Genomic DNA, 20592 nt, shown 5'->3' with positions numbered 1-20592 from the left:
CCGATACTGCGACTGCATACTTTGCTCAACATATTTTATGGAAGAAGGTAATGATCAGAAGTTCTTGGCTACTTGCTGTCCTCTGCTGCAGCGCCTCGTCTATAGCCCTGGCCAATGCTTCAAATGAGAAGGGGATTCACTGCGCGGCTTACTACGAAATACTGTCAGTAGCTGGTGACCAACCAGATATCAGTCGCAAACAGTCCTCACGAGCCTTTTACGCATTTCTAAAGCATGCCGGAGATACTCCCGAGGTCCAGGAACGCATTGCGCAGAAAATGGTGGATCTTGGCAAAGAAATGCCTGGGAAAATGACCTCCGAAAATGTTGCAAACTTCAGAGATAAGTATGATGCCCAGTGCCAAGCCTTACTGAAACCCGTTTGGTGCGAAGCCTATAAAGACCCGGGAGCTTGTGCTGAGTGACGCCTTTTCGGCGGATTCACACTTTAGCTATTGTCTATTGAAGCTCTACTCTCACATAGCCCGGCCTCGTATCGGGCTTTTTCATTTGGCCTCCCCGCTGCAGAGTTGCAGGCTGTCATCAGTAAATGCCGCGACGATATCGCCTCACCTTATCTGGCAAACCGCAAACCTGATCGCCTGAAACACAAACAGAAACAGGCACAGACCAAGGACCTCTGGACGAAGGCTGAAGAAAGATATTTGACCCGGGCGTTCAAAGACGCTCGGGAAGCGACGGAATGCGACAAGTAATGGAAGGAAGAGGAGATGCCGGGCTTCCACGAAGTGCGAGCGCTGTCGCTGTACCTGTACAAGAAAGCCGGAAAGGACGGGTAGAAAATCGCGAGACATGCGAGCGAAGGAATGACCAAGAACTACCAGCGGGACCACGCGGAAATCGTCTAGCCAGAGGCAATTCCCGACCTGAACATCAGCGAAATCACCGGCTAGTTTTGCGCGGGTTTTTCGCCAGCCTGAAACGAGAAAGGGGACCAAGCACCTAAGCACTTGATCCCCTTACGAAATATGGTCGGGACGGAGTGATTCGAACACTCGACCCCTAGCACCCCATTCAGTTAAGCACTAGACATCCATAGTTCTCACAACACCTCTATAGAATCATAAACCCCAGTAAAATAAGACCTTTAAGCGATTAACTCTTCCAACAACCGCTATCCTGACCTACCCTTAGCTGACGGATCCGTGGGAGTAAATGTGGGAGTAAATTTCTCAGGAGGTTGATTATGGCCAAGCTCACCGCCAAAGAACTAGAAGCACTCACTGAGCAAGATGTCGGCACCGTTATACGCGACGAAGGTAGCCTATCAGGCAGGGTCTCGCTCCGCAAAAAAGGTGTCGCAATCCCCTTTTACTTCCAGTTTCGTTGGGAAGGTATTTACACCCGCTTTTCCTGCGGCACCTGGCCAAACAAGTCGTTGACCGAAATCCGCAAGGAGCGCAACGAAGCGCGAGACCTTGTAGCCAAAGGGATCAATCCTAATGAAAACAAGCGCGCCGGGAAGGTCAGACAAAAAGCGGAGCTGGCTGCTCAACTCGCGGAGGCCGATCGGCAAAAGTCTAAGGAGCTAACGCTGCTGGAGCTCGCAGGAGAATGGCTTCGCGATGGTGTGGCGCGCAAGGATGGTAATGCTGAATTACGGAGAAAGTTCGCGAAAGACCTTTACCCCGCCCTTGGCTCAAAAGTCATCAGTTCAATTAGTGAGCATGACCTGCGGAATCTGGTGCGGTCCGTAATGGCTCGCGGCGCTACTCGTCAGGCAATCAGTCTTTTTTCGGATATCGTTCAGATGTTTGGATGGGCCCAGAAGCGCCAGCCATGGCGAACACTGCTGATTGACGGAAACCCTGCAGACTTGATCGAAATCAACAAACTGGTACCCAGCGACTACCAGGAGGAGCGAACCCGGATCCTCTCCCCTAGCGAACTTCAAGAACTACACCAGCGCTTTCAAAAAATGACTGCGGACTATGCAGCACTACCTGCTGGCGAAAAGTACGATGGGATTCGCCCACTCAAACCAGAGTCCCAACTTGCACTCTGGATCTGTTTGGGAACGCTATGCAGGATCGGTGAACTGCTTCAAGCGGAATGGAAAAACGTAGACCTAGAAAATGGCGTCTGGTTTATTCCCGTGGCAAACGTCAAAGGCAGCCGTGGAAAGAAGCAGGACCACCACGTGTTCCTATCTGCGTTTGTGACCCACTATTTCAGCAAGCTTCGGTTGCTTACGGGACACTCTCAATGGTGCTTCCCCGCAAAGCATCATGATGGGCATGTCGATCTCAAGGTCGTCAGCAAACAGGTGGGAGACCGCCAATCACGCTTCAAAAATCGCAAACCGCTTTCCCGTCGCCGACATGATGACACCCTGGTGTTGTCCGATGGTGCGAATGGGGAATGGACACCCCATGACTTGAGACGAACAGGAGCAACCATGATGCAAGCCTGGGGCATAAGCCTTGACGTGATAGATCGCTGCCAGAACCATGTGCTCGCAGGTTCTCGGGTCCGCCGACACTACTTACATCATGATTATGCCGAAGAGAAAAAAGCAGCCTGGAGCCTGCTGAGCGAGAAGCTCTCTGAGATCATGATCGACCAGGATGGTTTGTAGGGACTTGAGACACACCTCCGCCATTTTTACCCCAGCAGGTGATGCAGCTACTGTCCCAAGTCGATTTCATGGGCCAGAAAATCCAACGCTTTGAAACGATCAACGAACAACTTCCCCCACCAATCGCCATCCCCAAGCGGCACAATCTTGCCAAGCGCAGCGAACAACTGAGCCTCAACCATGGCAGCCTGCTCGACATTGATTCTGCCATCCAACGACGATCATCTTTCGCCTTAATCGTTAATATTTATGTGCGAAAGTGACCGACCGCTGCATTCAACTCCTGATCCACCCGCTGGAGTTCAAGCGTCAAACGCTGCAACTTCTCACTTTCTTGGGCGCTTTCCTCTGCCACCTCGCGCACCCGAACTATGTTCTGGCTAGCCTGTTCCGCCAAAACCCGTTGTTGCTCCGCGGCCCCTGAGATTTGTTTGTTCATCTGTTCAATGCTCGAAACGGCGCGAGTAATTCGTGTCAACGCCTGAGATGCCTGACCAGCAAGGATCACTGTTTCACCTGTCAGTGCATGGCTACCCTGTAGCCGTTCAGTTGCCTGCTGGGCGACGCCACGCAGGCGACTGATCAAGTCTTCGATTTCGGCGGTAGAACTCTGCGTGCGGCGTGCCAGACCACGCACTTCGTCAGCTACTACCGCGAATCCACGACCGTGCTCTCCTGCTCGCGCGGCTTCTATGGCCGCATTTAACGCCAGTAAATTAGTCTGTTCTGCTACAGCTTTAATCACATCAAGCACGCCGCCAATAGCCGTACTTTCTGCCAGCAACGATTGCATTGCGTCAGTGCAGCCGGTCATTTCCAAAGCCAGTTGGTTGATCTTGGACCCCGCTTGGCGTGCTAAGTCGTCACCTTCGCGCGCCTGGTCATCAGCAAGGGCTACTGCAGCACTGGCGTCCTTGACGTTACGTGCGACTTCGCCGGCCATCGCATTCATCTGTTGCATTGCGGTAGCGGCGATTTCAGTCTCCTGTCGTTGTCTCTCAACTCCCCGGCTGCTGCGCTGAATAACTTCTACCAGGCTCCCTGCTGTTCCATTGAGCAGGCCTACCCCGGTACCAATTCGACCCACCAGGCCTCTCAGACTACCTAGCATGCTATTGACGGTATCCAATAGCTGCCCAAGCTCATCGTGCCGAACGCTTGCACCATCAGGCACACAATTCAGATCACCTGCGGCAACCTGCTGGGCCAGATGAACAGCCCGACGCAACGGCTGCAGTATCAAATGACGTATTAATAGACTCGCGCCAATGCCCAGCGCTAACGCCAGTAGACTAATGAGGCCAAGCTGACGGTATGCGTTGCGACTATCGCGTTGTATCGCCTGGCTCTGAAATTGGTTGGCCTTATCCAACAACTCGCTGACTTGCTGAGTTTGCATGTTCATCGCTTCGCTGCTACGAGCGCTTTGCTTGCGGCTGGCAACAAACTGTTCGAATGCTTTTCGATAATCTCCCAGTGCGTGACTTGCAGCCTGCAGCGAAACCTTCTCCTGATCATCGAGATTGAGCACCTGCATCGAAGACAGCAGGTCGCTCATGCTCATCTCCCAATCGCTACGGAAGCGTTCCTCACCATCCAACGAATAATACAGCTCACTGTCACGGAGCCTGGCCAGCTTGTCACGCAGAGCAGTGGTCTGTTCCAGCAACAACAGTTGCCCGCTGTCCGGAGGGGTACCTCGTTCCTGTTGCGCACTCAACGCATCCAACTGGTCGAGAAATACCAAGGTGAAGCTTTCTCCCGCTGTCTGCGCGAGTGTTTGCATGCGCATGCGAGCCTCTCGTGCTTGCTGAAGAGACTCGGCATAACTTAGGAACTGCTTTAAATAGTCGCTGGACGCATCCCGCATCGCGATGTCGGCGCTATTTTTTTGGGAGAGGCCATCAAAATGCCGAGTGAGCTGCTCAACTGCCCCTCGCACTTGATCCTGCGCCTGAGGAGAAAGACTCAGCGCATATTCTTTTTCCGCGATACGAGCCTGCAGGATCAACGTTTGAATCCAATCCTCGGTACGAAGTTGTTCACCACGAAGCCCTAACAGACTCAAAGAATGGAAGGCGGTAATCCCCACCCCGAGAGTGAATAGCAACACCAACCCAAAACCGATCGACAGCTTGGCTCCTACCGAGAGATTACCCAGTAGCCGGCTCACTAAAGACATACAAATCTCCTCTTCACGCTAGTGGTGGTGCACCCAGGAACAGGAAAACATGCCCACTGGCGGAGCCACTACTGCTTTGCCGACGGAGGCAGCGTCACTGGCCGGATAAGCCTGAACCAGGTCCAGGATTATCCGGGCGCTACATGCCCCACGGCAGTTGTTGTGAAAGCCCTTGATCAACCGTAATACGCCGTGGCGCGCCGATCAGGCGTTGGCGCTGTGCAGACGCAGTGGTTGACCTGAAGTAGGTTGTTCACTCAACGCCACCGGGTTGGCCACCTTGCTGCTGGAAGCATCGCTGCGGGGTGTGGAAGGCAAAAGAAAGTAAGCCAGTGCCGGCAGCAGGAGAAGAGCCCCCACCATGTTCCAGACAAACATGAACGCCAGGAGCACACCCATGTCAGCCTGGAACTTGATGGGGGAAAATATCCAGGTACCAACACCTATCGCCAAAGTTATCCCTGTGAGCATTACAACCTTCCCAGTGGAGACCAAAGCGCGGTAGTAAGCTTCGGAGAGGCTTTTTCCTTCGCGCAAGAAACCCAGCATGATGGTCATTACATACAGCGCGTAATCAACCCCGATACCGACACCTAGAGCGATTACCGGCAAGGTCGCCACTTTTACGCCAATACCTAACCCGACCATCAATGCCTCACACAGTATCGACGTGAGCATGAGCGGAATTACGGCACACAAAGTCGCTCGCCAAGACCTGAAGGTGATGAGGCAGAGCAAAATAACTGCGCCGTACACCCAAAACAGCATTTCGCGATTGGCCTCTTTGACCACAATGTTCGTTGCCGCCTCAATTCCCGCATTACCGGCGGCAAGCTGGAATTTGACTTCATCGGTGTCATTAGCCGCTGCAAAAACTTCGACGTGACTAACCAGGCGCGAAAGGGTTTCGGCCTTATGGTCTTTGAGAAAAACGTAAAGCGTCAGCAGGCTGCAGGACTCGTTGTAAAGTCCACGTGGCGCGCTGGCGGTAATCATGTTGAGCATTGCCTGGTTGTTTTGCAGCTCGTACCACTTCGAGTTGCCCTCAGACAGCCCCACCAACATACGACGATTTAGCAGAGCCATGGAGTTCGTTGAATCTACCCCAGGCAAACTACGCAACTGCCAATCCAGATCGTCGACCTTACGTAAGATGTCGTAGCGAGAGCAGGCACTTTTCGGCGTCTTCACCATTATCGCGAACAGGTCACTACTGGCTCCGTAGCTGCGCGTCATGAAGGCATCATCCAGGTTATAACGCGAATCCGGACGGAGCTCTGGCGCACCCGCATCCAGATCGCCAATGGCCAGATGCAAGCTGACCATAAAGCCCAGCACAGCAGCCACCAGGCTGACACCCACGCTGACCAAGGCCCATGGCTTGCGAGTGAAAAGATCAAGGAATCGCCAAAAAACGTGTCGCGCTTGACCACTCTGCTCTGCCCGTTCGCTTTTGAGGCTCAGTTCGGCCGCGCGGCGATTGACGCCGACATAGGAGAGCAGGACGGGTAGCAGAATGAGGTTGGTGAAAATCAGCACAGCAACGCCGATGCTAGCGATAATGGCCAAGTCTTGAATGACTTTGATCTGAATGATCATTAGCACGGCAAAACCCACCGCATCACAAAGCAACGCAGTCAGGCCGGCGAGAAACAGGCGACGAAACGTGAAGCGCGCGGCAACCACTCGATGCATGCCACGACCAATATCCTGCATGATGCCATTCATTTTCTGGGCGCCATGGCTCATGCCAATGGCAAACACCAGAAAGGGCACCAGGACCGAATATGGGTCAAGCTCATACCCCAGCAACGGCAGCAATCCAAGCTGCCAGACAACTGCCACCAGCGAGCAAAGCACGACCAAAAGTGTGCTCCGCATGCAGCGGGTGTAGCCATAGAGCACTACTGTCGTGATAGCGATGGCGGCGGCAAAGAACAGCATGATCTGCCCCAATCCATCAATCAGGTCCCCAACTTTCTTTGCGAATCCCGTGATGTGAATGTCGACGCTGTCACTTTGATACTCGGCGCGAAGCGCTTCCAACTGAGCAGACAGTTTGGCGTAATCGAGGGGCTGACCATCCGGCGTGCGTGACAGCAAAGGAATGGAAATGATGCTGGACCGCTGGTCGAAGGCTACCAGTTGGCCGATCTCGTTAGACAGCTGCACATTGCTGCGCAACTCAGCGAGTGATGTGGGACTACCGTCGAACTTATCAGGGATTACCGGTCCACCATCTAGCCCATCCTCCGTCACCGAAACCCAGCGGGTGGCAGGCGTCCACAGCGACTTCATGTAAACGCGGTCCACACCTGGCAGCAAAAAGATACGATCACTCATGGACTGTAAAGTACGCAGGTAATCAGTGTCGTAGATGTCCCCCTTCTTGTTGGCCACAGCGATGCGCACCGTATTACCGAGTCCAGAGAGCTCCTTTTGATTGGCTAGATAATTAGCAATATAGGGATGTCCAGTAGGGATCATCTTCTCGAAGCTAGCGTTCAATCCCAGTCGAGTGGATTGCCAGCCGAGCAGAACAGTGATCAGCAGACATAGCAGAAGCACCCAGTGGCGATGGTTGAACAGAGCACGCTCAACCAAGGTCCCTGAGCTTGGATCAAATACGCCTGACTCAGGCAGGGAAGGATGACGAGCGGAATTCATATGCTCACTCCGAAACTTCAATGGCAGGATGTGAAAAACGTGACAAACCAGCAAAACCGGAGGTAATCAGACTGCCGTCGACCGCCTCAACAATGCTGCTCACGGGAATTCCCAGCGGTTTTCCCACCGGGTTAAGCGCTAAACCATTTGAGGCGGAGCTACTGAACAAATCACCAGTTTGATTGGCTAGCAATACGCTTCCATCTGGCAACCGAGTGGAGCTACTGATTGAATTCGGCCAGGAGACCATCAATGGATTAAAGCTGGCACCATCATCAGATGACATATAGGCATGACCTTTAAGGCCCGCGATCAGCAGAGCTCCGTCACCCCGTACATTGGCGGTGAAGAAGCTACCGTTATATGGGCTTGGCAATTGTGCGAAAGACTCTCCGTCATCAGTTGAACGAGCCACATAACCTTGCTCACCGGCAAGGAACCAAAGGTGGTCTTTGCGAGCGATCGCGTAGATATGCACAAGCGACGGATTTTCGATGCGGCCTATCAGCGACTGCCATGTTGCCCCTCCATCCCGAGTAGAAAAAACCATCCCGTAGGAGCCGGCGACGAGGCCGTGCTTGGCATCAAGAAAGTGCAGCGCCAGGAATGGTTTATCCGGCCCATCCGCCACCAGGCGTTCGGCATTGGAAATACGCATATCAGCTGCGTCGGCATCGACTGCATTAGCCTTGTTATCTTGAGCGGCCTTCAACTCAATCTCTGCAGCCTGTATACCGGTAAGCTGGAGGCTCCAGAGCTCGCCACCGTCCGCAGTGGCCAGCACGGTGCCGGCGTGTCCGACTGCCCAGCCATGTTTGTCATCTACGAATTGAACCGCAACCAGACTAACTGAGACCGGAACTTTCACCTGCCGCCAGGACTGGCCATTGTCATCAGACAGTACAATGACCCCCCTTTCACCGACGGCAATCAGTCGATCACCGGCACGTGCCAAATCGATCAGAACAGCATGAGCGGGTGTGGCTATTTGCATTGCCGGTGAACTCAAGGCAGAGCCAACAGCCCCGCCTTCAGCACAAGCCAGCGAAGCTAAAGCAGACAAAGCGAAAGCTAATGCCAAGGCACTTAAACGATTGTTTATTATCATTTTTATTATCTCTTGAATCGCGTGTTGCAAAAGCACCGACAACCGAGATTGTCGGTGCCTTTCAGAGAGTATTAGCGTTAACGCACACCCTGCCCCGCCATGACTGTTGGCGAGAAGTCAGACTTCTTGAAACGATCGACAATCCCCCATTGCGAGGGCTGTCCAGTGAGCAGGTCAAGTACAAACCAAGTACCGGACATAAAGTCATAGAACCCCGACGACACAGAAGCCTGGGCAGGGATATCTGGCATGACTGCCGGTAGCGCCCACAGTGTTTTGGCCAATTGACCACTTGCATCCCAACGATCGCCCAACAGCGCTTGCCAGGTATCTTCATCCAGGTAGTAACGGCTTTTAACCATTTGATGGCGCTCGCCAGGCTTCAGATTTGCCTCGACAACCCACACACGATGCAGTTCCCAGCGCAAGACGTCCGGATTAAGATGCCGCTTACCAAGTACGTCTTCCGGTTTGCCTGCGGTAAAGAACTTATTGGTGTTATAGGGAATATATAGTTCCTTTTTCCCTACCAACTTCCAATTGAACCGGTTGAGCCGCCCTTTATAAACGGACAGTTCATCATAGGCCATCACGCCTGCTGTTGAAGGCGCTGGCGTGTCGCAACAGGAGTTAGGTACCTTGCGCACTCGCCGTTGACCGGCAAGGTAGATATGCGTCTGTGACTTATCGGCATTGAGATTGGCCCGATCCATCGCCTGCTCACCAGCACGAATCGGTGGGCCAATATTAAGCAGGCGAATCATCCAGTAATCGCCATCGAAAGTCTGCGCCGAGCCATCCTGAAAGTAATACGGCATCTCTTGGATAGCCCGACCATCGGTAGTCATTACTTGTTGACCATCGGCAGTCATCAAATAAAAGCGAGCGTCCCGCGTAATGGAAGTACCGCTCCAACTCAGCAGATGGTTCCACATCGCCTCGTCACCATTTTTCGGAATCGGAAACGGGATGCCGCCATAAGCCCCTTCGGGCATTGGACCCGCGCTCCCCTCTACCAGCTTGGCATTAACCGCATTCTTGGCTGTATTGTCATATACCCACTGCGGAGCCGCTGCTGTTCGACGTGTTGGGTAGATATCCATTCGATAGGTGTCTGGATACCGCTTGAACATTTCTTTAACACCATCGCTCAACTTATCTGCGTACTGAGCCATGTTCTTCGAAGTAATGCTGAACAGTGGTTTATCCGCGGCGAAAGGATCGCCACGTTTACCACCCTTCTGATACGACGGATCAACGGTGGTATATCCACCCTCCCATGCCGGGATACTTTTATCCGCGTTACCAGCCCGCTCAGCGCCAAAGGGAGTCAGGCTTTTACCTAAATCATCTACTCCGGTAGCCATCGCGGACGCACTGAAAGCAACAGCACTCATTATGACAAAATAAGCGGCACTGAATTTAATTCGAGAAATCATGCTCAAGTCCTCTTAGAAAGTGCTCTTGATCGAGAAGGCCAGGTAATCCCGATCTTTAAATGATTGCTTATAGTTAAACTGGCTGGCCTCATTGAGCGTAGTGTCAGATGGACCGTAATAATGTGTGTACGTCAAACCGCAAGTGACACGATCAAGATAGGTGGCGGTTACACCGATATTGAAATCACCACCTTTATCAGGACCGAAAGCGCCAACTACAGCCGACTTACCCATAGGGAAATAGCTGACGCCCAGCGGAACACCAAGGTCGATGCCTGGGAAGACCTGACGATAAGTTGGTGTATACACCAACTTGAGCCCTACCCCGTCGTCTGTAGCATTCGGATCCAGTGCCGATCGGTTTTCAGTAACCTTCAACAAACGATTCCAGGCAATTTCACCGATCAAGCTAGCCTCATTGGATATGAAAGTTGGCTCGAGAGAAGCGAGCACGTTCAAATTCACATGGGCAGTCCGCCCGACCGCGTACAGTGGATGCTTGTCGTTGTCAGCTTCTACATCAGGCAGTACGACCTGACCATTCGATACCAGGGGCATATTCCAGCGCATAGACGCTTCCCCGGCAAAGTTATACTCACCCACTGATGTGGTAAAACTTGCACCCAGTGCGCGTATATCCTCCGGATACACCCAGAAGAACTCACCTACTTGCCCGGTTGCAAAATTAGGGGCGCCTACGCCAGGACGCAGGTACAACTGAGGCGTTTTATCGTGGTATTGGATAGCATAAAGCCCGTAATCGACAGTTTCTGCTGCATAGCGCAACTGCAGACCACCCTGTCCAGAATTCCGGGCTTTTTTGTCCTTACCATGAAAAAAGGCCGCAGGGCTACTTGGATTACCACCGAGAAAATCCGGGAATGGCTCACCAACAATAAGGCGCTCAGCCCCCTCTCCCATCATGTCGAGCGTGGAAAAATAGCTACCCGCCGCAGGTAGTCGTGTTTCTTCCCACTCAAACTGATAGAACGCACCCAACGAAAGCGCATCAGTAAGTTGGTAGGAAGTAGACAACTGACTGACTGGCCTGGTGATTTCCTTGAACTGGGTGTTGGGTACTGAAATAGCCTTTACCACGTCCACCGGAGCCATTCCGCCCGCAATCCCGTTGGACCCGAAAAACAGACTTTCTCCCCAAATTAGGCCATGCCGACCCAAACGAACGGACAAAGCTCGATCCGCAACTTCACCATTCCAATAGACGAATGCATCTAATAACTCACCATCACCGCCGTGCAGATGTCGAGTGTCATCAGTGAATTCGTCATAGGCAACTGATACCTGGTTAGCACGTGCGGGGTTGTTGTTATCGTTGTCCTTCTGGTATTCGGTGTCGAACCAGGCTGCCCCGCTTAGACGACCACCAAAATTGCGGTAACCGATATCCATTTCCGAGAGCAGGTCGAAACGGTTAGAGATGAGGCCCTTATCAAAAGCACGGTCACCGTCATCCTGGTTCAGGCTGACTTGGCTTTTCGAAAGCTTGCTGCTTGGGTCCTTCAGACGCCATGCAGAACTGTACTTGAGGGTGTTATCCCAGCGGACACGAAGATCGTTGTCACCCGTATAAATTTGAAATGCACTGGCACTCATCGATATCACACTCAGCGCACCACCTGCGAGAACGCATGATAAGAACTTTGGCCGCCCTGAAGGCGACGGATATGAGTACGCAGTAGACTTGATTACACGCATATACGAACCTCTTTTGTTTTTGTATTAGGCTTCGCTAAATTTAAATTTGACGCTGCTTAACCGCTCCTTCCAAAAACTCATATACCTACCCGGGTCTCACCGAGCACCAGCGATATGACCATTCCCATAAGATTTAACGATACGGGACGTTTCGTATACTTACAGCTATCAACCAGGCCTGTCAAGCCCAGGGTGAGGTGTTTTGCCTACGGTTCCCTGTTGGGGGGATTTTGGCTGGCATAGCGTACCCCGGCAGCCTCAAAATCCGCGGACCCACCAGCAGAAAGCGCTAAAGGAGAGATAGTTGTGATCTTTTGAGATTGGGAAGTCGCCGCCCCCTTTCCTGCCGTGTTAACAGGCGACGCGCAGGCGCAATCTCACCATTCATCTGCTAAGCGGCGACAAGCACAAATAAAACAGAACGTACCGTTTAGTGCGTTCCCATTTGTCATGTTCTGCAAGATGACTGCAAGAAAAGTTAAGGTTTAGAGGTCAACCTGAAGGGGACAAAATAGCGTCACGTATCGCTTCTCTATACTCTGGGAATCGATACGCGCTGAATGGTAGGTGGCGTCAAGGGCCGTAAAGCTAAATCGCCACAATGATTTTATTAAAAAAACGCTTGCACTAGAAGCCAAGCGTAAAGTTGCAGCACCTAATTAAAATTTAAGCATTCCATTGAGCATCACCGTGTCGCCCTCCGAAGTATTTCGAGCATAAACATCTTTTTGATAGCCGAGTACTATTCCAAAATCCCGACTTGCGTAGCCCACTTGCGGGCCGACCTTTATGGATTTGGTTCGATTACCTACATCATTCCCCTGGGACTGGTCATCATTCACCTGGGTCGATAAATACCCACCAATACCTGCCAGCCAGTTCTGGGTCAGCCGATAGTTAAATCCATAGTCTGCAACGACCTGCACTCCAGATTTATAGTCAGTCTTTGGATTTTCGTAACTATAGTTAACACTGATCTTCGAGCTAACCTCAACTTTCGGCATTGGAAACCACGTAAAGGCGTAAGCAGCATAAATTGCCTTACTATTGCTTCCTGGATTAATCAAGGCATGTTCATCATATTTACCCCAAGGCGCTACAAAATCTAACTCAATGTTATGAAGATAGGTTGGAGACTGCCAACTGACCAAGGCACCGAATAATGGGTCGCCCATTCCATTCGAGGAGTCTCTACCAAATGCTCCCAATGCAGGAATATCCAGGTGACCGGCAACGTAAGGAACTGCGAGCTGCAATGATACGTTCCCGCCAAGTAGTGTTGGCCCATCAAGCGTGTGTACTACTCTCAAAGCATGAGAGTGAACTCTTCCTTTAGCCTTTTGAAATACCTTACTTCCTTGTCCATCGCGAATTGAATCTATGGCAACAGTTTTATTGTATGTATAGGCATGGGTTTCGCCTGGAGCACCTACTGCCCCACTCATGACAGTTACAATACCCAATGGATAACTTGAAGCACCTCCTTCAAGCGCCATCGATTTGGCGGCAAACAGCAATACACCAAAACAAATCACCTGGCGAAAATCAGCGGGAGTCTTCATCACACGTTCCTTTCTTGTTTTTGTTCTTAGCAATGGAAATTGACGCAATCAAGCAATACAAGAGTCTGCCAAAAATCCTTTGGCTGCTACTCTTCCAGGAAAAATATTTCTCCCACCTCAGTAATTTCCAAACTTACAGGAATCAAACGCAAGCCAAGACAGGGACCTTTTATGCACAAACCCGAACTAATTTCAAACAACGCACCATGACCACTACAAACGATATGCCTGGACTCGCCGTCGAGATATCGATTCTTGCGCACTGGCATAGTTGAGCCCGGCCAATGGGGACAAGAGTTTTTATAGCCAAAAATATTCCCGCAGTCATTGACTAAAAAAATGTCGTCGGGGCCTATGCTTCCCTTCCTGAACCCCAAAGATTGGCCTGGCGCAATTTGCTCGAGATGGCAAAGCCTGCGGCGATCAGATTTTGCCATCTTTAACTTCCCTCCTTATTAATCAGGCTTGCCGCCAGGAGCCCATTTTTCACGCCATTGGAACAGGAACACTTGGGAGTTATCCATGATTGCAGGGGCTACGCGCGGCGACCAGTCATCGTCGTGCTGATCCATATCGGCGTCGTACTCGATGTGGCAGCCCAATGGGGTGTTGAAGTACCAGAACCAGTTAGACCCAAACTTATGTCGCCCTGGCCCCCAATATGACTCATAACCTTTAGCTGCAAACGCATAGCCGGCTTGCAGTACTTCCTGCGGCCCCCCCATATGGAAGGTAAAGTGTTCGCATCCCTGCAAATGCGGCGGGGTTTGAATGAAGAAAAGGGTGTGGTGGTCGAAAGTACCCGCAGGACGCAGAAATGGCCCCATCCCGACAAATTTGTCGGTGAGTTTGAAGCCCAGACGATCCGCATAGAAGCGCTCGGCCTTTTCGATATCTGGAACGAAATAGACAACGTGGGAGAGCGTTCGTGGCTTCGGAGCGAGCTCGGAACTTTCATCCACACCGGTTTTGTTTGCAGGACGGTGAATATCTCCAGGCGCGTTTACGCGCTCGGCAGGCAGTTTGTGCGGCTTTCTCATCGAAACTTGAAAGCCCAGGGCGAATCCGAGATCGTCCACTAACTCCAGTGAACCATCAGCCAGAACCTTGACTTCTCGCTCGCCCTCAAATTCCTTCCGGATGCTCGCGAGAGTCGCGACGTCTTTTACGCCATACATTGTCTTGCGCAACATGTTCGCGGTCGGCAAATTCCAGGCAGGTAGCGAGGGATCGTCACGATGTTTGATAACTACACCAGTTCCATCCAATGCCTCAAAGCGTCCGCCCCCTACCGGCTCAAGGCCGTAATCCTCCAGGAAGCGCTCGCAGAGCGCGACATCGTCAACACCAAAATACAAAGTGTCCGGGCCAAGGATGTTCATTTCAACACCTGTCAAAGAATGCGTTTTTGTTATGTCAGGCCCGAACCATTGCAGGGCCTGAGATCTCTGATGCGCGCGTGAGTTTCAAATACACGTCACATGAATGGCTTGCGCTCTTCAGGCCACCATAGACCGGAGATAGGTTGCCCCATCTTGTTGCGCAAAGTTCCAACGCCATCAACGATGATTTCGACGACATCACCGGGCTGGAGCCTGCGATCGAGCTCCAGAGCTGAACCACCGCCCATCGTACCCGAGCCGATTACATCGCCAGGCACGATGGCTTCACCAAGGCTGGCCCAGGCAATCAGCTCACCAATCGTCCAAAGTTTGTTGGAGCTGTCACCCTTACCCCAAGTCTCGCCATTGACGCGGACTTCCATGCCGATCCGGTCCAGATCTTTGAATTCATCGACGGTGGTAATCCAAGGCCCGATACCGTAGGCGAAGTCTTTGCACTTGGTGGGGCCCATCCCAATCGGCATTTCGACCGCCTGACAATCGCGGGCACTAAAGTCATTGAAGATGGTGATACCAAACAAGTGATCAAGGGCGTTTTCAGGGCGCAGGCTTTCTCCACGCTTGCCGATGACGTAACCAAGCTCCAACTCGTAGTCCATGTGCTGGATGTATCCTGGCCACGGAACTTCCGCTTCATGCCCAATCACTGTATGCGGGGTACCTTTGAAATAGCCAGGCACCTTCAAGAGATTTGGAGTGGGCGGCTGGCCAATTTTTTCATGGAAGCCTTTGATGTGGCCCACGAATGTCAGTCCATCTCGCACCACAGAAGGATCCGAGGCTGGCAACCACTGCACGCTATCGAATGAGATCGAATGTGCATCTGGCCGTTTTGCATTGATTTTTTCTGCCGCCTCGATAAACGGCGTGCCCAGTGCAATTGCCGCCGACATGCTGCCGGGGAAAACAGCATTTGCATATTGCAGAGCGCTTTCCCGGGAAGAACCGCCCTTGACCAACTGCTCATGGAGCGCGCGCTTCAGGTCGATGACCCGATGCTCCTCTGGAAATACCAGCACCAGACGCGCTTCCGCGCCGTCGGGCCCGTTAACAGAAATTCGACCTAGCTTCATGTGATTCCCCTCTTTTTATTGACTTGAATGAGCCTGAATCAGCTTTCCAGGACCCAAAGCTAAACGACACGCACCGTTTTGTAAAGAACAAAAATTGGTACAATTTCGAAGGTCCCGCTGATACATCAAGCCCGTGGCTCAGACAGATCAATAGGCATCAGGAGGGACTGAAACAGTCGAATTGATAAGTCAGGCAGACGACAAATATACTACTCGTCTCGTTTCGATTATAGGTTCCTACAATGAATCAGTCAGACCATCTCAAGGCCGCAGCGCCAAGGAACCCACCAATGCAGGTTAAGAAAACCTCATTGCCTGCTGGACGCCCTCGTAGTGAAGCAACGCGCCGACAGATCCTAGATGCGGCTATCAGCCTCCTCCAGGACAAATCGATTCAAGCGATCTCTATCGAAGCGATAGCTCGAGAGGCAGGAGTGAGTAAGGCGACCATTTATCGATGGTGGGAATCCAAGGCTTCCGTGGTGATTGATGCGTTTATTGAGCAACACTTGGTTAAAACAACGCTTCCTCGAGGCATGCGCCCACGCGATGCCGTAACGCACCATTTCCGTTCTTTCGTGACGCAGTACTCAGGATGGCCCGGCCGGCTCGTCGCTCAAATTGTTGCTGAAGGTCAATCTGATCCAGCCATCCTTCGCGTCTTCCGTGAGCGATTTCATTACGGCCGAAGAGCAGTCGTCAGAGAGATGCTTGAAGAGTGGAAAAACAGCGGCGACATTCCAAAAGGTTCAGATGTCGAAGTACTCATGGATTTGATCTATGGGCCGGTTTATATGCGCCTGATGATAGGTCATGCCACTCTGGACGAGTCCTTTGCTGAATCACATATCAATTACATATGCGAATTGCTGGGCTCTAGATCCTGAAAATCGCCATGATTTCCATACCAAAAAGCCGGCCTGATGGCCGGCTTGTGTATTTCACAATACAGGGTGAGCCGTCACTGGATGGCCCTTCTGAACACCGAATTAGAAAGCAGTATTTGTCTTTCCTTTCAGCGCGAGTATTTCCCTTGCTTCTTGAGGCGTAGCGATTTCAAACCCCAACTGTTCCACGATACTTCGGATTTTCCGCACTTGTGCGGCATTAGATACCGCCAACTCACCGCGCCCGATGTACAAGCTATCTTCAAGACCCACTCTGACGTTGCCGCCCATAATGGCCGCGAGAGTCGCTAGCGACATCTGGTCTTTGCCTGCGCCCAATACCGACCAGTGATACTGATCACCAAAGAGACGATCTGCGGTTCGCTTCTGATGCATCACATCTTCGATATGAGCCCCCATGGCACCACGCAATCCAAAAATTGTCTGGATGAACAATGGCGGTTTAACCAAGCCTTTATCCAGGAAATACTTTAGCGTGTACAAGTGGCTGACGTCGTAACACTCGAACTCAAAGCGAGTACCGGTATCACCAATGGTTCGCAGGATCCATTCGATATCGGAAAAAGTATTGCGGAAGACCAGATCCTTTGTGGCATTAAGATGCTCCACTTCCCAGCTGTAACGCCACTCTCGATCCTTGCTGGCCATTTCGGAAAGGTTGAGGTTTATAGACCCCATGTTCAGGGAACACATCTCCGGTTGTAGTGCTACACCCGCCGCCGCACGCTCGCTAATTGCCATTCCCGGGCCACCACCGCCCGTAGAAATGTTCACGATGGCATCCGTTTCGGCCTTAATTCTCGAGACAAATTGACGAAAGATTTCAGGATCGCCAGTGGGACGCCCATCCTCAGGGTTTCGGGCGTGAAGATGAACGATCGCCGCTCCCGCCTTTACCGCTTCGATCGCCTGATCGCCAATCTCCTGAGGAGTAACCGGCAGATGAGGAGACATCGACGGCGTATGTGCCCCGCCCGTGATAGCGGCGGTTATTATAATTTTTCTCACAGCTCTTCTCCTTCTTTCAGCGCTAACAGGACAAACAGCATTCGACAGTTACGCCCGGAACGATTCGACCAACTGTGGTTGGTTGCGCGCTGTACCAGTACGTCTCCTGGCCGCATAACGGTTTCACCGTGATCCATCATCGCGACAATCTCGCCCTCGAGTACCACGGCGTAATCAAGGGATTGCGTTTTGTGGAACCAGAAATGTCGAGGCTTTTTCTTGTCGCGAACACCTTCACTATCAAGAAATTCGACCAACTTTTCCTGGTCATAAACTTCGTCTGGCGGGAAGTCGACTATTCGAAGAAGCGAACCATCATCAGAATGAAAACCAAATTTGTGTCCGGCTGGCGCTGGATCCAAACCGTCCGCACGCCCAACACCCGTTGCCCAGACGACCTGTGCAACCGGCTTACCAGCTTGTGCCAGAACATTTGGTGTATTGGCGTCACTGGTGAAAACCGACTCACCAGCTTCGTTATGACCAGTGACAATTCTCCGTACTGGCTTATAGGCCACTTCGGTAATGTTATTCATCATACAGCCTCAAAATACGGTTCGTTTAGTTTCGTTATTAATTAAATTTTTTGACTCATACCGCCTTTAGGCGACTCACCGGCATAACCACAAATGTTGCTGACGAACTGGCGATCAGCACTTCCCGCTGAGGGTCATGAAGTTCAGCCCTGGCGAACGCAATTTGACGACCCACGCGTTCAACTGTTGCTTTTGCTTTCAACAACGACGGTTTCGCAGCCGCCTGCATATTCACAGTGATACTGGTAGTGGCACAGGTTTGCCCACACGGCAGCATGCTGAGCACTGCAAAAGCCATGGCATAGTCGAGCATGGTCATCAAGGTGCCACCGGCTATAACACCATTTCCCTGAATGGCTGAAACTGGCGCTTCGAAACTGAGCTCGACAACTCCAGGGCGGCCATGAACCAACCGGGCGCCAAGCGCACTTAGTCCAGCAGTCAATTCAAACGGGGTGTCGAATTGGGCCTCTGAAATAACACGTTCCAAAAAGGCCCGATCTGGATTGTCATCGATCGTTTGCATAATACGTTGCCTCAACCTGGATAACTGATGCACTTCTGTCGCTGCTCACCCAGTCCGGCAATTGTGCCAACCATAATATCGCCGTCGAGCAAGAAACGATTGTAATGAGTTCCATTGCCTGCAGGTGATCCAGTACAAATCACATCACCTGGCAATAACTTTGCGTACTTCGAGATGTATGCAATTTGTTGTTCAATTCCAAAAAGCATATCTGCAGTGGTCTCATCCTGCATTGTTTTGCCGGACACTGTCAGTTGCATCGATAGGTTGTGTGGATTTTCAACGAACTGCTTGGGAACCAGATACGGACCAAGCGGAAGAAAGCCTGGCTGCCCTTTCGATCTCAGCCAGTCGGTACCGAGCATCTTGTAGTCAGTGCGTGGAATCAGATCACGAGCAGAGATGTCATTGACGATCGTATAACCGGCGACATAATCCATGGCGTCTTCCGCCCGGATATTGTACCCCTCCTTGCCTATTACTACGGCCAGTTCCAACTCCCAATCTGGTTTGCTGGTTGTGGGTGGAAGAACCAAGTCTTCATAGGCACCCGAAATTGCAGAGACGGGTTTGGTGAATACATAGGGTTCTCCATTAGTCACCCTCTGATCCATCATGTCTTCGGCCCACTTTCTTAATTCTTCCTTGCTCAGTCCTTCTGGACCGACATTGGAATCAACGGTCAAATCCACTACATGCTTTCGATAGTTTGCACCGGTGCAGAACACTTGCCGCGGCAGGTCAATCGCAGGATGAAACGTGAGTTGATCTTCATTATACCAAGAGGAAGTAGTGGCTTTACTCACAATCGATTCGAGAGCGGTGTAGCTAGCATCCCAGTTTTCAAGTAGCGATAGCACATTTTTTTCTCGGAGAATATCAACATCGAACGCCTCTGCCACGCTGCTGACTGGAACAACCTTTGCGTCGACAACCAGACCAGCAAAGCGGTGATGCGGATTGGTTTTTAAAGAAAATGTACCGAGCGAGAACTTCTTCATGTGCATCTCCGAATTATTGTAGGAATGAGCAGTCGACAATTTGCTCATAGGTAAAATCCGCACCGGGTAACCCAAGCAGAGCTCTTTGACCAATAAGCAGTTCGATACCCTCGCGAGAAGGCGTCAGAGTTACAGGGAATGCATTAACCAATGCTGTTACTGCTTCGGCAGGCATGCCAAGCAACCCCAAAGCCTCGGTCAGCCTGGCTGTGTCGCCAGGCAGAGTCGTTAGCGATGCGTTGAGGATGCGTACCCACGCTTTCAGCACTTCGTTCGTATGGGTCACCGATTTCCTTACGACCAATCCTTGACCCGGAAAATTGGCAAATACATCCTGAATCGTTGCAATTTTATTGAGTCCCCGCTGCACCGCCATGGTGTCGAAAGGCGGCCCCAGCAAAGTCGCATCACCCTCCCCCGCAACAAGAGCCGAGAACCGCTCTCGCACCCCGCCAACGGGTGTCAGGCGATAGTCGTCAGCACCGAGTCCTACTTCCTTGAGAAGCGCTCGAAGTGCAATGACAAAACCGTTCTCGGGGGCATCCACCAGAATGTTGGCACCGCGCAAATCCGCAGGAGCTGACATGGCCGAGGAGCCGACCAGCTGTAACGGCGTGGTGGTTTCAATTTGAGCAATCACCACGAAGTCTTGTGGACCTTGCCGGCGGTTCCAGTGCAGAACGTTGTCGATCGACGTTACGACCGCGTCGACCCCTCCTGCACAAAGTGACGAGTACTGCTCATCAGACGATTGAGTCATTGAAGACTCGAGGCGCAAATCCGCCGGCATTTGCCACGAGGCTGCTACCGCAATGGCGGGAGGGACAAACCACATCACACGGAGAGAGTCGTTGGGCATTTTTT

The 20592-nt window shown here is 51.9% G+C and carries 18 protein-coding genes and 2 pseudogenes; 5 read left to right on the top strand and 15 right to left on the bottom strand.

Translation table 11 applies throughout. The features are described from left to right. Nucleotides 1-50: 50 nt before the first annotated feature. From ACCD00_RS01335 to ACCD00_RS01320, 4 genes and pseudogenes are all read left to right on the top strand, one after another. Nucleotides 51-425, top strand: coding sequence for a hypothetical protein (locus tag ACCD00_RS01335; RefSeq protein ID WP_413421253.1), 375 nt, complete (start codon nt 51-53; stop codon nt 423-425). Nucleotides 426-527: 102 nt separating this feature from the next. Next, nucleotides 528-869: pseudogene (locus ACCD00_RS01330) on the top strand (integrase); the annotation flags it as partial. Nucleotides 870-1207: 338 nt separating this feature from the next. After that, nucleotides 1208-2599, top strand: coding sequence for a tyrosine-type recombinase/integrase (locus tag ACCD00_RS01325; protein ID WP_153425777.1), 1392 nt, complete (start codon nt 1208-1210; stop codon nt 2597-2599). 68 nt (nt 2600-2667) lie between these two features. Then, a complete protein-coding gene (locus ACCD00_RS01320; protein ID WP_413421251.1) occupies nt 2668-2862 on the top strand; it encodes a hypothetical protein in 195 nt (64 codons plus the stop codon). On the opposite strand, the gene ACCD00_RS01315 is transcribed toward ACCD00_RS01320, so the two are convergent. From ACCD00_RS01315 to ACCD00_RS01270, 10 genes and pseudogenes are all read right to left on the bottom strand, one after another. Continuing rightward, nucleotides 2847-3710 (bottom strand): methyl-accepting chemotaxis protein, encoded by an 864-nt coding sequence (locus ACCD00_RS01315; protein ID WP_413421362.1) that lies wholly within the window; start codon nt 3708-3710, stop codon nt 2847-2849. The genes ACCD00_RS01320 and ACCD00_RS01315 overlap by 16 nt on opposite strands. Beyond that, a pseudogene (locus tag ACCD00_RS01310) lies at nt 3705-3998 on the bottom strand (HAMP domain-containing protein); the annotation flags it as partial. The gene ACCD00_RS01315 and the pseudogene ACCD00_RS01310, both read right to left, overlap by 6 nt. A 987-nt stretch (nt 3999-4985) precedes the next feature. Further along, entirely contained in the window at nt 4986-7448 is a 2463-nt protein-coding gene (locus tag ACCD00_RS01305) for an efflux RND transporter permease subunit (RefSeq protein ID WP_413421249.1), read from the bottom strand. Nucleotides 7449-7452: 4 nt separating this feature from the next. Then, nucleotides 7453-8592 carry a WD40/YVTN/BNR-like repeat-containing protein gene (locus ACCD00_RS01300; RefSeq protein ID WP_413421360.1) on the bottom strand — a complete coding sequence of 380 codons (1140 nt, stop codon included), beginning with the start codon at nt 8590-8592 and terminating at the stop codon, nt 7453-7455. 41 nt (nt 8593-8633) lie between these two features. Then, nucleotides 8634-9953 (bottom strand): DUF1329 domain-containing protein, encoded by a 1320-nt coding sequence (locus ACCD00_RS01295; RefSeq protein WP_413421358.1) that lies wholly within the window; start codon nt 9951-9953, stop codon nt 8634-8636. 54 nt (nt 9954-10007) lie between these two features. Continuing rightward, the gene (locus ACCD00_RS01290) at nt 10008-11711 is read right to left on the bottom strand and encodes a DUF1302 domain-containing protein (protein ID WP_413421247.1); all 1704 of its coding nucleotides are present in this window, start codon (nt 11709-11711) and stop codon (nt 10008-10010) included. A 659-nt stretch (nt 11712-12370) separates the two neighbouring features. Beyond that, nucleotides 12371-13273, bottom strand: a complete 903-nt coding sequence (locus tag ACCD00_RS01285; protein ID WP_413421245.1) for a transporter — start codon at nt 13271-13273, stop codon at nt 12371-12373. A gap of 86 nt (nt 13274-13359) precedes the next feature. Then, nucleotides 13360-13710 carry a Rieske (2Fe-2S) protein gene (locus ACCD00_RS01280; RefSeq protein ID WP_413421243.1) on the bottom strand — a complete coding sequence of 117 codons (351 nt, stop codon included), beginning with the start codon at nt 13708-13710 and terminating at the stop codon, nt 13360-13362. An 18-nt stretch (nt 13711-13728) separates the two neighbouring features. Beyond that, a complete protein-coding gene (locus ACCD00_RS01275) occupies nt 13729-14655 on the bottom strand; it encodes a VOC family protein (RefSeq protein WP_413421241.1) in 927 nt (308 codons plus the stop codon). Nucleotides 14656-14750: 95 nt separating this feature from the next. Then, on the bottom strand, nt 14751-15749 hold the full coding sequence (locus ACCD00_RS01270) for a fumarylacetoacetate hydrolase family protein (RefSeq protein ID WP_413421239.1): 999 nt from the start codon (nt 15747-15749) through the stop codon (nt 14751-14753). A gap of 290 nt (nt 15750-16039) precedes the next feature. On the opposite strand from ACCD00_RS01270, the gene ACCD00_RS01265 reads away from it, so the two are divergent. Further along, entirely contained in the window at nt 16040-16636 is a 597-nt protein-coding gene (locus ACCD00_RS01265; RefSeq protein ID WP_413421237.1) for a TetR/AcrR family transcriptional regulator C-terminal ligand-binding domain-containing protein, read from the top strand. Nucleotides 16637-16738: 102 nt separating this feature from the next. Here the strand turns inward: ACCD00_RS01265 and ACCD00_RS01260 are convergent, their stop codons facing one another. Genes ACCD00_RS01260 through ACCD00_RS01240 form a run of 5 tightly spaced genes read right to left on the bottom strand, consistent with a single transcriptional unit; the run spans nt 16739 to nt 20587 of the window. Further along, the gene (locus ACCD00_RS01260) at nt 16739-17665 is read right to left on the bottom strand and encodes a 3-keto-5-aminohexanoate cleavage protein (protein WP_077431820.1); all 927 of its coding nucleotides are present in this window, start codon (nt 17663-17665) and stop codon (nt 16739-16741) included. Continuing rightward, on the bottom strand, nt 17662-18201 hold the full coding sequence (locus ACCD00_RS01255) for a cupin domain-containing protein (protein WP_413421234.1): 540 nt from the start codon (nt 18199-18201) through the stop codon (nt 17662-17664). The genes ACCD00_RS01260 and ACCD00_RS01255 overlap by 4 nt, the downstream gene beginning before the upstream one ends. 55 nt (nt 18202-18256) lie before the next feature. Beyond that, nucleotides 18257-18727, bottom strand: coding sequence for a PaaI family thioesterase (locus ACCD00_RS01250; RefSeq protein ID WP_413421232.1), 471 nt, complete (start codon nt 18725-18727; stop codon nt 18257-18259). Nucleotides 18728-18738: 11 nt separating this feature from the next. Then, the gene (locus ACCD00_RS01245; RefSeq protein ID WP_413421230.1) at nt 18739-19728 is read right to left on the bottom strand and encodes a fumarylacetoacetate hydrolase family protein; all 990 of its coding nucleotides are present in this window, start codon (nt 19726-19728) and stop codon (nt 18739-18741) included. A gap of 13 nt (nt 19729-19741) precedes the next feature. Then, entirely contained in the window at nt 19742-20587 is an 846-nt protein-coding gene (locus ACCD00_RS01240; RefSeq protein WP_413421228.1) for an ABC transporter substrate-binding protein, read from the bottom strand. Nucleotides 20588-20592 lie beyond the last annotated feature (5 nt).

The sequence above is a fragment of the Pseudomonas sp. Pseusp3 genome (assembly GCF_047304225.1).
GTDB classification, from domain to species: domain Bacteria; phylum Pseudomonadota; class Gammaproteobacteria; order Pseudomonadales; family Pseudomonadaceae; genus Aquipseudomonas; species Aquipseudomonas fluorescens_CD.
This window is presented reverse-complemented; position numbering and strand designations above follow the sequence as displayed.

Coding starts and splice junctions, on each gene's coding strand:
- ACCD00_RS01295 (WP_413421358.1), bottom strand. CDS start 9,953: ATGAGTGCTGTTGCTTTCAGTGCGTCCGCGATGGCTACCGGAGTAGAT.
- ACCD00_RS01335 (WP_413421253.1), top strand. CDS start 51: ATGATCAGAAGTTCTTGGCTACTTGCTGTCCTCTGCTGCAGCGCCTCG.
- ACCD00_RS01250 (WP_413421232.1), bottom strand. CDS start 18,727: ATGCAAACGATCGATGACAATCCAGATCGGGCCTTTTTGGAACGTGTT.
- ACCD00_RS01245 (WP_413421230.1), bottom strand. CDS start 19,728: ATGAAGAAGTTCTCGCTCGGTACATTTTCTTTAAAAACCAATCCGCAT.
- ACCD00_RS01255 (WP_413421234.1), bottom strand. CDS start 18,201: ATGAATAACATTACCGAAGTGGCCTATAAGCCAGTACGGAGAATTGTC.
- ACCD00_RS01275 (WP_413421241.1), bottom strand. CDS start 14,655: ATGAACATCCTTGGCCCGGACACTTTGTATTTTGGTGTTGACGATGTC.
- ACCD00_RS01290 (WP_413421247.1), bottom strand. CDS start 11,711: ATGCGTGTAATCAAGTCTACTGCGTACTCATATCCGTCGCCTTCAGGG.
- ACCD00_RS01285 (WP_413421245.1), bottom strand. CDS start 13,273: ATGAAGACTCCCGCTGATTTTCGCCAGGTGATTTGTTTTGGTGTATTG.
- ACCD00_RS01265 (WP_413421237.1), top strand. CDS start 16,040: ATGCAGGTTAAGAAAACCTCATTGCCTGCTGGACGCCCTCGTAGTGAA.
- ACCD00_RS01305 (WP_413421249.1), bottom strand. CDS start 7,448: ATGAATTCCGCTCGTCATCCTTCCCTGCCTGAGTCAGGCGTATTTGAT.
- ACCD00_RS01240 (WP_413421228.1), bottom strand. CDS start 20,587: ATGCCCAACGACTCTCTCCGTGTGATGTGGTTTGTCCCTCCCGCCATT.
- ACCD00_RS01315 (WP_413421362.1), bottom strand. CDS start 3,710: ATGCTAGGTAGTCTGAGAGGCCTGGTGGGTCGAATTGGTACCGGGGTA.
- ACCD00_RS01320 (WP_413421251.1), top strand. CDS start 2,668: ATGGGCCAGAAAATCCAACGCTTTGAAACGATCAACGAACAACTTCCC.
- ACCD00_RS01325 (WP_153425777.1), top strand. CDS start 1,208: ATGGCCAAGCTCACCGCCAAAGAACTAGAAGCACTCACTGAGCAAGAT.
- ACCD00_RS01270 (WP_413421239.1), bottom strand. CDS start 15,749: ATGAAGCTAGGTCGAATTTCTGTTAACGGGCCCGACGGCGCGGAAGCG.
- ACCD00_RS01280 (WP_413421243.1), bottom strand. CDS start 13,710: ATGGCAAAATCTGATCGCCGCAGGCTTTGCCATCTCGAGCAAATTGCG.